The sequence below is a fragment of the Vibrio sp. UCD-FRSSP16_30 genome (assembly GCF_001676025.1).
Taxonomy (GTDB): domain Bacteria; phylum Pseudomonadota; class Gammaproteobacteria; order Enterobacterales; family Vibrionaceae; genus Vibrio.
This window is the reverse complement of sequence record NZ_LZFW01000002.1, coordinates 21,413-33,429: the sequence shown is the minus strand read 5'-3', so window position 1 is coordinate 33,429 and position 12,017 is coordinate 21,413. Positions and strand designations below refer to the sequence as shown.

Below are 12,017 nucleotides of genomic sequence, written 5' to 3'. Positions count from 1 at the left end.
ATTAAGAAGGTTAATGTGCTGAATTAAATCCATACGCAGGATATGTAACTTATGCTTTCGGTGTGTGGTTATATAAATGTTCTTTTAATGGTAGATCGCTGATCATTACCAATAAAGTAGAAGATCGAACAAAGATCACATTAATGCTGTTACAGCACACTTTTGACTAACTGACCTTATATAGAACAAATTAGCGACAACATGCTAGATTAGCAACAGAGAATACTTTTATATTGGAGTGTTGAGATGTCACAGAATATTTGCCCTAAGTGTCAAAAGCCATTGAGTTGGGATGGGCAGTACTATTGTGAGGGCTGTCAGTCTCACTATCGTAAGACGGCATTTTGCCCAGACTGTGAGGCTAAGCTAGAAAAGCTGCAAGCGTGTGGAGCTGAGAGTTATTTTTGTAATGACAGTTGTAACGAGCTCAAGTCAAAATCTCGAGCTCGTTTTGAATTTAATAAGATAGAAGAATAAAGCTAACCGTTTGTTGATTTAACGGCTTTAACGGTAGAGGTCACTTCACCATCAGCGAAGCGAGTCACTAATGTATCTCCGTGTGCTAGGTGTTGCGACTGAGTCACCACTTTGCCTTGCTTGGTTGAGATAGAGTAACCACGGCGCATAGTGGCAAGCGGGCTTACCGCATCCAACTTTTCGGTGAGTAATTCAAATTGATGTCTTTGGCGACGCAATTGAATTTGCATTGCTTGTTTTAGTTGCTGCTCTAGATGAATTAAATTTTGCTGCTGTTTGGCAATTTTGTTTGCTGGAGCGTGCATTTCTAGTTGCATCTGTATACGAGCAAATCGCTGTTTAAGCGCATTTAATTGCCCAAGCATACATTGTTTTAATTGCGCTTCTTTTTCATCAAGTTGCTGACTTTGCTTTTGCAATTGATGTTTAGGATGAAGCTTTTCTAATTTGTGTTGCTGAATTAGTACTTGCTGTTGTTGCTGACTCATGTAGCGGTTCATTGCATTGGTCAGTTGTCTTTGTTTTGCCACAATACCTTGCAGTTTAAAGCTCTGATCGCGACTCACAAGCTCTGCGGCTGCCGATGGGGTAGCGGCGCGTAAGTCCGCTACAAAGTCGGCGATAGTCACATCAACTTCATGCCCAACAGCGCTGATAATTGGAATCTGGCTTGAAGCAATGGTTCTTGCCACTATTTCATTATTAAAGCACCACAGATCTTCTAAAGAACCGCCGCCTCGACCAACAATTAACACATCACACTCATTACGCTCATTGGCCAGACCAATGGCTTGAGCAATACTGATAGATGCGGATTCTCCTTGCACCATCGTAGGGTAGATGATGACCGGAAGGCTAGGGTCACGTCGTTTTAACACTTGCAGAACATCATGTAGCGCCGCGCCCGTAGCAGAGGTGATTACCCCGATTTGCTTAGGGTGCTCAGGAATAGGCAATTTATTGGATTGAGCAAATAGACCTTCGGCGGCTAATTGCATTTTTAGTTGATCAAATTGCTGTTGCAGTCGTCCGTCGCCTTCTGGCTGCATAGAGTCAATGATCAACTGATAATCACCCCGAGGTTCATACAGTGATAAGCGCGCTTTAACTAACACTTGTTTGCCATTCTCAGGTCTAAACGTTACTCGACGATTGTTACCACGAAACATCGCACATTTCACTTGGGCACGTGAGTCTTTAAGAGTTAGGTACCAATGGCCAGAAACAGGCGCTGAGAAATTTGAGATCTCACCAATGAGCCAAACCACTCCCATTTCATTTTCAAGGAGTAAGCGAACTTCGGCGTTAAGACGTGAAACCGTAAAGATATTACTAGATTGCGGGGCAGGCAAAATACACTCGTCAGAGGTGAGTATGGAGGATAGCGCCAGTATAATACACAGCACTCTATAAAGCGCAAATTTTATTATTATAAATGTGTAGCCAAACGATTGCGCTCAGCGTATAATCCCTCCGCAATATCAATTCCAACTCTGCGCATAAGCGTCTAAACAGTTGGTTTCCTTACTTTTAACATCTATGTTGTGAGATATTGCAAATGTTACGTATTGCCAAAGAAGCGCTGACCTTCGACGACGTCCTACTGGTTCCAGCTCACTCCACCGTTCTCCCAAATACAGCGGATCTCCGTACCCGCTTGACGAAGAATATCAACTTAAACATCCCAATGATTTCTGCATCTATGGATACAGTTACTGAGGCTCGCTTAGCTATTGCTTTAGCTCAAGAAGGCGGCATCGGTTTCATCCATAAGAACATGCCTATTTCTTTGCAAGCAGAAATGGTTCGCCAGGTGAAAATCTTTGAAGCAGGTATCGTTTCTGATCCTGTTACTGTTCGCCCTGACCAAACCATTGATCAAGTTCTTAAACTGACTGAAAAGCACGGTTTTGCTGGTTTCCCTGTTGTAACTGATAGCCAAGAGCTAGTCGGTATCATCACCGGTCGCGATATTCGTTTCGTTACGGATATGAGCAAAACAGTGGCTGAAGTAATGACAATCAAAGAACGTCTTGCTGCAGTTAAAGAAGGTGCATCTCCTGAAGAAGTTCAAGAGAAAATGCACGAAGCACGCGTTGAAAAAGTACTTGTTGTAAACGATGAGTTCAAACTACGCGGCATGATCACTGCAAAAGATTTCCATAAAGCAGAGCGCAAGCCTAACGCATGTAAAGACGAACGTGGTCGCCTACGTGTTGGCGCTGCAGTTGGTGCTGGTGCTGGTAATGAAGAACGTGTTGCCGCTCTTGTAGAAGCTGGCGTTGATGTTCTACTTATCGACTCATCACACGGTCACTCTGAAGGTGTACTAAACCGAATTCGCGAAACTCGCGCAGCTTACCCAGATCTAGAGATCATTGGTGGTAACGTTGCAACTGGCGCAGGTGCTCGTGCACTTATCGACGCTGGTGTGAGTGCTGTTAAAGTGGGCATCGGCCCTGGCTCAATCTGTACTACTCGTATCGTAACAGGTGTTGGTGTTCCTCAAGTAACAGCAGTTGCTGATGCTGCAGAAGTTGCTGCAGAATTTGATATTCCAGTTATTGCTGATGGCGGCATCCGCTTCTCAGGTGATATCTGTAAAGCAATCGTTGCTGGCGCATCATGTGTGATGGTTGGTTCTATGTTTGCGGGTACTGAAGAAGCACCGGGTGAAGTTATTCTTTATCAAGGTCGTTCTTACAAGTCTTACCGCGGCATGGGTTCACTTGCAGCTATGTCTCAAGGTTCATCTGACCGTTACTTCCAAACGGATAACGCAGCAGACAAACTTGTACCTGAAGGCATCGAAGGTCGCACACCTTATAAAGGTCGCCTAAAAGAAATCGTTCATCAGCAAATGGGCGGTCTACGTTCTAGCATGGGTCTAACTGGCTCTGCAACAATCGAAGACATGCGTACTAAAGCTGAATTTGTTCGTATTTCTGGTGCGGGTCTTAACGAATCTCATGTTCATGACGTTCAGATCACTAAAGAAGCGCCAAACTACCGTTTAGGTTAATTTATTGCGGTTGATTACCTGCGTTATCTTTATAACGAAGGTTATAGCGAAGGTGCTCATTTACTTTTTACGATTAGTATTAGGTAAACGATGCGCCTTCTCTTTTATAATCAGCAATTTGCTTAGCCAAATCTAATCTAGATATATCCATCTAGGTTGGAATAAAATTTATTTAAAGTTGTGGAGGTTTCAGCCTCCATCCATCTAATACTATTGAGATTTCTAAATGACTAAGAATATCCACGACCAACGTATTTTGATCCTTGATTTTGGTTCTCAGTACACTCAACTTGTTGCACGTCGCGTACGTGAAATTGGTGTTTACTGTGAGCTTTGGAGCTGGGATGTAGAAGAATCGGATATCCGTGAATTTAACCCAGACGGCATCATTCTTTCTGGTGGTCCAGAAAGCGTCACAGAACATAACTCTCCTCGTGCACCGCAATATGTATTTGACTCTGGTGTTCCAGTGCTGGGTGTTTGTTACGGCATGCAAACTATGGCCGAACAACTTGGCGGTAAAGTTGCAGGTTCTGATGAGCGTGAATTTGGTTATGCTCAAGTTAAAGTCGTTAAAGAGTCAGCTCTATTTAACGGCATTGAAGATGCGATTGCTGAAGACGGCAATGCATTACTAGATGTTTGGATGAGTCACGGCGACAAAGTTGTAGAAATCCCATCTGACTTTACTAAAATTGCTGAAACAGATACTTGTCCGTTTGCTGCTATGGCAAATGAAGAGAAGAAATACTACGGCGTTCAATTCCACCCAGAAGTGACTCATACTCGCCAAGGCGCGCGTATGCTTGAGAACTTCGTGATGAATGTATGTGGCTGTGAAAAGCTATGGACTTCTCAATCTATCATCGATGATGCAATTGCTCGTATTAAAGAGCAAGTGGGTGATGATGAAGTGATTCTTGGCCTTTCTGGCGGTGTTGATTCTTCTGTTGTTGCGATGCTAGTACACCGTGCAATCGGCGACAAATTAACGTGTGTATTTGTTGATAATGGTCTTCTTCGTCTAAACGAAGGCGAACAAGTGATGGATATGTTTGGTGATCACTTCGGTCTTAACATCATCAAGATTGAAGCTGAAGAGCGCTTCCTTAACGCACTTGAAGGTCAATCTGATCCAGAGCAAAAACGTAAGACGATTGGTCACGTATTTATTGACGTATTTGACGAAGAATCTAAGAAGCTTGAAAACGCTAAATGGTTGGCACAAGGGACTATTTACCCGGATGTGATCGAATCAGCTGCTTCTAAAACAGGTAAGGCGCATGTGATTAAGTCTCACCATAACGTTGGCGGCTTGCCAGACGATATGGAAATGGGCCTAGTTGAGCCGTTACGTGAACTGTTTAAAGACGAAGTTCGTAAGATTGGCCTAGAGCTTGGTCTGCCATACAACATGCTTTATCGCCACCCGTTCCCTGGACCTGGTCTAGGTGTTCGTGTTCTTGGTGAAATTAAGAAAGAGTATTGTGACTTGCTACGTCGCGCCGATGCTATCTTTATTGAAGAACTGCACAGTGCAGACCTTTACCATAAAGTCTCTCAAGCGTTTACTGTGTTCTTGCCAGTACGTTCAGTTGGCGTAATGGGTGATGGTCGTAAATATGATTGGGTTGTATCACTACGCGCAGTAGAAACAATCGACTTCATGACCGCTCATTGGGCACACCTTCCATACGACTTCTTAGGTAAGGTTTCTAACCGTATCATCAATGAAGTAGGTGGCATTTCTCGCGTTGTTTACGATATCTCAGGTAAACCACCTGCGACAATCGAGTGGGAATAAGTTTAACTCGCTTAAACTAATGACAATAAACCCGTGAGTGTTGCTCGCGGGTTTTTTTATGTGACTCAAAAATTAGGAAAAACAGCGTTAAGCGTGCGAAAATAGCCTTAATGAGATTAATTGAACAATAGAAGTATTAGAAATGGCAAAACTGACCCTTCAAGAACAAATGCTAAAAGCTGGCTTGGTCAACGAGAAGAAATTAAAGAAAGCCAAAAAAGGCGCGAAGAAGTCTCGCGTACAAGCTCGTGAAGCAAAAGCAGCAGCAGAAGAAAACCGAGTTGCTCAACAAGAGCGCGACAAGCAAATTAACCAAGAGCGTGAACAGCAACGTCTGGCGAAAGAGCTAAAAGCTCAAGTAAAACAGTTAATTGAAATGAACCGCATTGATACTAGTAAAGGTGAAGTTAAGTATAACTTTACTGACGGAACTTTAGTTAAGTCATTGTATGTCGAAGAGCTAAACCGTACGCAACTGATCAAAGGTATTTTGAGTATTGCGCGCTTTGGCGAAGGATACGCAGTGATTCCGACTATCGTTGCTGACAAGATTGCGACTCGTGTGCCGGAAGCTATCGTAGAAACAATCAAGACCGAAGATGAAACACCTGATGAAGATGATCCGTACAAAGACTTTGTCGTACCAGATGATCTGATGTGGTAATTAGCCACTAACACCTGATGTATTTAGGGCGACAGATATGTTGCCCTTTTTTATTGAAAGATATCATGCCGCAGTCAGGTCTATATTGACGCATCAATATCGCTATAAGTTTGCGTAATCTGTTTATCGTTAAAGGCAATGCCAAGGAAAGTAACGGAAATCACTATGAAAAAATTATTTACAGCACTCATTACCTTGTGTGCAGTGCTTGGAATGGGCACGGCGTTTACCGTAAGTGCAGACACGATTGATTGGAAGAGTGTCGAGAAAAAGGCGCAAGGACAAACTGTCTATTTTCATGCTTGGGGTGGTAGCCAAGAGATCAATCGCTATTTGCAATGGGCAAATAAGCAACTGCAACAGCAATATGGCGTAACCTTAAAGCACGTCAAAGTCTCAGACATTGCAGAAAGTACACCAAGACTGATTGCCGAAAAAGCCGCGGGTAAAACTGACGGTGGCAGTATTGATTTAGTATGGATTAATGGTGAGAACTTTAAGTCCATGAAACAGAATCAATTACTGTTTGGACCTTTTACTGATTCTTTACCTAATTGGCAGTATGTTGATAAATCTCTACCGGTCACGGTCGATTTTTCAGAACCGACTCAAGGACTTGAAGCGCCGTGGGGCGTGGGGCAGTTAGTGTTTATTTATGATCAGCAGCAGTTAAGTAATCCGCCAACATCATTTGCTGACATGCTCAGTTATGCCAAGTCACACCCTCATCGTTTAAGCTATCCTAAGCCTCCTGAGTTTCACGGTAGTAGTTTTCTTAAGGCACTATTAATTGAACTATCAGAGTCTGATCCTGCGCTAGAAAAACCAGTGACTAAAGAGGCATTCGCTCGTTTAACCCCTAAATTATGGCAGTATTTAGATGACTTTCATCGCGTCGCTTGGCGCAGTGGTAAGCAATTTCCAGCCGGCACAGCCGAAATGATCCGTCTGCTTGATGATGGTCAATTAGACTTAGCGGTGACGTTTAATCCTAACGCTGTTTATTCGGCGCAAGCGGCAGGAAATCTTGAGCCGACAACCAAGCCATACGCAATGAAAGCCGGTGCGCTGTCTAATATTCACTTTTTAGCGATTCCTTGGAATGCCAATGCAAGAGAGGGTGCCTTAGTGGCGATTAACTTTTTGCTCAGCCCAGAAGCTCAATCTCGTAAAGGAGATTTGAATGTCTGGGGCGATCCTTCAGTACTGGAAGCTAAATACTTACAAGGTAGCGCTAAGTCATCTCAACAATTTAAGTCGATTAATGAGCCTCACCCAAGCTGGCAGGTTGAATTAGAGAAAGAATGGCTTAAGCGTTATGGGCAGTGACTAATTAATAATTAATAAACAATATGACTAAGTAATGTTACGATTTTTTTATGGGCTGGTGGTTGCGCTATGTGTCGTGCCCACCATTCCTGGAGTGCTGGGCGTGGTGTCATCTTCGCTCAGCTTTATTCCTCCATTAGGCATGACCTCTTTTTCTATCCACGGTTTTGAGCAAGTATTTGCTTGGAATGGTGTTTGGCGTTCAATCAGTTTAAGCCTATCTTCTGCACTTATTAGTAGCTACTTAGCTTGCCTAATTACGTTTGCTATTTTGCAGAGCTGTTGGAATCGCTCATGGTGGAAAAAAATAGAATGGTCACTTTCGCCATTACTTTCGATTCCTCACGTAGCGTTTGCCATTGGTTTTGCCTTCTTATTTGATCCAACAGGATTAGGCATTCGTTTCATTCACACACTATTGGGTTATGACCCAAACCAAACTTCAGCTCATGAACTGGCGTTATTAATACACGATCCTAATGCGCTAGGGTTAATCGTTTTATTAGCGATTAAAGAAGTGCCTTTTTTACTGTTGATGAGTATCCCAATTTTAAAGCAGTTGAATATTGAGAAGACGGAGAAGGTGACTGCGGCAATGGGATACAGCCGAGCACAGACTTGGTGGAAAGCCATTTTTGCACAATGGTTAGTGAAACTGCGTTTTCCTATGCTGGCGGTTTTAGCCTATAGCTTGTCGGTTGTTGATGTGGCGCTTATTGTCGGGCCAACTAATCCACCCACTTTTGCCGTTTTGGTTTGGCAATGGTTTAACGACCCTGATTTATCGTTACTGCCTCGTGCATCGGCAGGCGCAATTGTACTGTTTTTACTGGCTGTGATTGTTATTGCCATTGCTCGGTTACTCGAGTGGCTACTGACTAAGAAATTAACTTTGTGGCAAATCTCTGGGCGACGCGGCGCATTGTTACCAGGGAAAAGCCTATTTAGCGGTATGCTATTACTTACCGCAACTATGTTGCCGTTGATGGTTTTATGGAGTATCGCGCAGCGTTGGCGCTTTCCTGATCTTACGCCAAGTCGCTATTCTGTTAGGTTTTGGCAGTACGAATGGTCAGGTATTTTAAGCTCTTTGCAACAAAGTCTAAGTTTAGCGTTAGTGTCGGGCACTGTAGCGTTAGTGTTAGCATTAATTGCCCATGAGTATCGCATTCGATATCGCTGGCAAGTACCGGGCTATATTATTGCTATTCCTATGCTGATCCCTCAATTATCCATCTTGTTTGGCCTACAAATAAGCACACTGTTTATTGGTGGTAGCCATTGGTTATGGGTGTGTTGGGCGCATATGTTCTTTGCCTTTCCATTTGTTTATCTATCCATGGATGGGCCGTGGCGCAGTTATAATGAAGGGATGACTCGAGTGGCTCTTAGTCTGGGTAAATCCCCTTTGCATGTCTTTTTAACGGTAAAACTGCCGCAAGTGTTTCCGGCTATTTTATTTGCTTGGGCCGTTGGTATCAGCGTTAGTCTATCCCAATATCTACCGACATTAGTGTTAGGGGCAGGTCGCATCACCACATTAACCACGGAAGCGGTAGCACTATCGAGCGGTTTTGATCGCCGAGTCACCGCGATTTATGCCTTGTGGCAAGCCTTATTGCCGTTAGCTTTTTTCTTTATCGCTATATTGGGAAGTCGCCTTCAAGCCCGATATTACCGTATTCATGTTAGGGGGTAGCTGTTAGATGGCTCTGCACTTAAAAAATCTTACTATTGCTAAGTTAGATGGAAATACACTATTCAATAAGTTGAATATGACTATTGATTCTGGTGAAGTGGTTTCCTTAATGGGCCCAAGTGGCTGTGGTAAATCGACTTTACTTGATGTAATAGCAGGGCATTTGTCATCAGAGTTTACTTATCAGGGACAGATAGAACTCAACCAACGCAGCTTGGACTTAGTTGAAGCACATCAACGCCGAGTTGGTATTTTATTTCAAGACGATCTGCTGTTTCCTCATCTTTGTATTTGGCAAAATTTAGCCTTTGCTTTACCCAATAGTGTCAAAGGCAAATTACGTAAAGAGATGGCAATTGAAGCGCTACAGCAAATAACATTAGATAAAATAGCTTATTCTTATCCAGATCAAATATCGGGTGGGCAACGAGCACGCATTAGTTTGACGCGTATGTTACTGGCAAAGCCACAGGTAGCTTTGCTTGATGAACCTTTTAGTAAGTTAGATAAAGATCTTCGTGGTCAGTTTCGAGATTGGGTATTTGAGCAATTAAGAGTGGCGAATATTCCGACATTAATGGTCACCCACGACGAACAAGATATTCCACAATACAGCCGTGTATTAACTTGGCCTTGGGAGAGTAGCCATGCTTGATAGTATTAGCATTAAAGTGATTCGTTGGCCTCTGGCCCAAGGGGCCGCATTACTTGATAGGTTAGGCATTACTGCAAACCAAACCACTGTATTTGGCTTTGTCGTGGGATGCTTTGCGTTTCCTCTGTTGTGCTTGGAGCAATATACAGCCGCTCTAGTACTGATTGCTCTTAATCGTATTTGTGATGGTTTAGATGGCGCACTCGCTCGCCGGCAAGGCATTACTGATGCGGGCGGATTTCTTGATATCAGTTTGGATTTTCTATTTTACTCTATGGTGCCTTTTGGCTTTGTATTGGCTAACCCTGATCTAAATGCCATTGCGGGTGCTTTTCTTATTTTCTCGTTTATCGGAACGGGCAGTAGCTTTTTGGCGTTTGCGGTTATGGCAGGCAAGAAAGGAATAGAGAATCCGGTTTATCAGCATAAGTCTCTTTACTATATGAGCGGCTTAACTGAAGGCACTGAGACTATCGCCTGTTTTGTGTTGATGTGTTTATTCCCGCATTACTTTTCCCAACTAGCATATGTGTTTGGCGCGATGTGTTGGTTTACTACCGCAACTCGTATCTATTCTGGGTTCTGTACGTTATCTGATAGCGAGAATTAAAGAACTCACCTCACTTTCCTCCACTTTGATTATCCTTTAATTGAGTACAACCTTTTGTTATATCGATTGTTATACCAATTGTTATGTATAGCTGAGGATGCGCTCATAAGCACCCAGTTTCTCATTATCAACTTTCCTCAAACTCAGCTTCAATATAACTAGATATTTTTTCCTTCGTACCTCTCTTACTATGAATGGGCTTTCACAGGAAAGCGTTTCATTACTGTGATGACTGAGTTCATCTTAGAGAAGGAGGAAAGCATGCCAATAAAACGTCCAAGTCCAGAATTGGTTGATCTAGGTTCGTCAAAAGCGATGCCAAGCTTAACCATGCAAGCTGCAGACTATGGGCACAAAAAAGTACTAAAGCCATTTAAACAGTCATTTGGGTTGTCGATGTTCGCCGGCGCATTTATTGCTCTAGCGTTTGTCTTTTATATCACTGTCACCACAGGCTCTGCTGAAAGTGGTTGGGGAATGACACGCTTTATTGGAGGGCTCGCCTTTAGCCTTGGACTGATGTTAGTCGTGGTCTGTGGTGGAGAGCTTTTTACTAGCACTGTTTTGAGTTCAATCGCTTGGGCGCAAAAGAGGGTCACCACTAAGCAGTTATTAGGGTGTTGGGCGCGTGTGTATTTGGGGAACTTTGCTGGCGCAATACTGACTCTTGCTTTCATTATGATGGCAAAAATGCACCTGCTTGATCACGGTAATTGGGGGCTTAACGCTTTAAGTATTTCTACCCATAAGCTTGAGCACTCTTGGTGGCAGGCATTTTCACTAGGTGTTATGTGTAACCTATTGGTTTGCTTGGGTATTTGGATGAGCTTTAGCAGTAAGGAGAGTGCGAGTAAGGCATTTTTTGTTCTGTTACCTGTGGCGATGTTTATCAGCTCAGGCTTTGAACACAGTGTCGCGAATATGTTTATGGTGCCACTAGGGATGGCGATTAAGGCTGCGGGTGACCCTATGATACTAAGCGCTGCATCTGATGCCGGTATTCATCTAGAACTCCTTACTATAAAACAGTTTATCACTGCGAATTTAATTCCAGTGACTCTAGGCAATATCTTTGGCGGAGCAGTACTCGTTGGGCTTGCATACTGGAGTATTGAGCCAAAACAAAACGCAACATCATCTATTTACCCGATTAAAAATTCAGATATCCATTATTCATCTTTAAATTCATTGGAGCACGCCATGTTAGAAAAAATGAAAAATTTACGAGTTGCAGATTTAGCATCAGACGAGCAAGTGACATTTTCTGAGGAACTAAATTGTCATTCAGCACTTAAGTTACTGATTGATAACAATCAAGCTGGAGCGGCTGTATTAGGTCAAGATCATCAAGTTAAAGGTTTTATCTCACAACAAGATCTTCTACGAGCATTGTGGGGTCAAGACTTTGATATGAATGCAGCGGTTCAAGTAAAAGACTACATGCAAACACCGGTTTGTACTCTATCTCCAGAGCAAAGCATTTTATCTGCTCTTGAGCCGATGATTGTTGACCAAGATACATTATACCCAGTAAACCAAGGTGGTTTTTATATGGGTGGACCAGCACTGTCATTTAGCGAGCGTTTAGCTAAAGCGGCAAGTAAGATGCCAAGTGCTTATCCGGTCGTATTTAACGGTCAATATGTGGGGCTGTTAAATCGCGATGCAATTGCACTTTGGGTGGCAAATTTCAATCAGCCACAAATGCAAAAAAAGAAAGATCTGTCTGTCGCTTAATCACAAGCGATAGTCATTAG

General features: G+C 43.1%; 10 protein-coding genes. 9 read left to right on the top strand and 1 reads right to left on the bottom strand.

Annotation, left to right across the window (positions count from 1 at the left end):
* Positions 1-246 precede the first annotated feature (246 nt).
* Positions 247-477, top strand: coding sequence for a zinc ribbon domain-containing protein (locus tag A9260_RS01605; protein ID WP_068695552.1), 231 nt, complete (start codon positions 247-249; stop codon positions 475-477).
* Positions 478-479: 2 nt separating this feature from the next.
* Here the strand turns inward: A9260_RS01605 and xseA are convergent, their stop codons facing one another.
* The gene (xseA, locus tag A9260_RS01600) at positions 480-1,883 is read right to left on the bottom strand and encodes an exodeoxyribonuclease VII large subunit (RefSeq protein WP_197485218.1); all 1,404 of its coding nucleotides are present in this window, start codon (positions 1,881-1,883) and stop codon (positions 480-482) included.
* 152 nt (positions 1,884-2,035) lie between these two features.
* Here xseA and guaB point away from each other — a divergent pair, with 152 nt between their 5' ends.
* From guaB to focA, 8 genes are all read left to right on the top strand, one after another.
* Entirely contained in the window at positions 2,036-3,499 is a 1,464-nt protein-coding gene (guaB, locus tag A9260_RS01595; protein ID WP_068695548.1) for an IMP dehydrogenase, read from the top strand.
* 226 nt (positions 3,500-3,725) lie between these two features.
* On the top strand, positions 3,726-5,303 hold the full coding sequence (gene guaA, locus A9260_RS01590; protein WP_068695547.1) for a glutamine-hydrolyzing GMP synthase: 1,578 nt from the start codon (positions 3,726-3,728) through the stop codon (positions 5,301-5,303).
* Between the two features lie 142 nt (positions 5,304-5,445).
* Positions 5,446-5,967 (top strand): DUF2058 domain-containing protein, encoded by a 522-nt coding sequence (locus A9260_RS01585; RefSeq protein WP_068695545.1) that lies wholly within the window; start codon positions 5,446-5,448, stop codon positions 5,965-5,967.
* A 165-nt stretch (positions 5,968-6,132) separates the two neighbouring features.
* Positions 6,133-7,296 (top strand): ABC transporter substrate-binding protein, encoded by a 1,164-nt coding sequence (locus A9260_RS01580; protein ID WP_068695543.1) that lies wholly within the window; start codon positions 6,133-6,135, stop codon positions 7,294-7,296.
* A 34-nt stretch (positions 7,297-7,330) separates the two neighbouring features.
* Positions 7,331-8,995 (top strand): ABC transporter permease, encoded by a 1,665-nt coding sequence (locus A9260_RS01575; RefSeq protein WP_068695541.1) that lies wholly within the window; start codon positions 7,331-7,333, stop codon positions 8,993-8,995.
* 7 nt (positions 8,996-9,002) lie between these two features.
* The gene (locus A9260_RS01570) at positions 9,003-9,650 is read left to right on the top strand and encodes an ATP-binding cassette domain-containing protein (protein ID WP_068695539.1); all 648 of its coding nucleotides are present in this window, start codon (positions 9,003-9,005) and stop codon (positions 9,648-9,650) included.
* Positions 9,643-10,260, top strand: a complete 618-nt coding sequence (locus tag A9260_RS01565; protein ID WP_068695537.1) for a CDP-alcohol phosphatidyltransferase family protein — start codon at positions 9,643-9,645, stop codon at positions 10,258-10,260. Before A9260_RS01570 ends, A9260_RS01565 begins: the two co-directional genes overlap by 8 nt.
* 261 nt (positions 10,261-10,521) lie before the next feature.
* On the top strand, positions 10,522-11,997 hold the full coding sequence (focA, locus tag A9260_RS01560; protein ID WP_068695535.1) for a formate transporter FocA: 1,476 nt from the start codon (positions 10,522-10,524) through the stop codon (positions 11,995-11,997).
* The last annotated feature ends 20 nt before the right edge of the window (positions 11,998-12,017 follow it).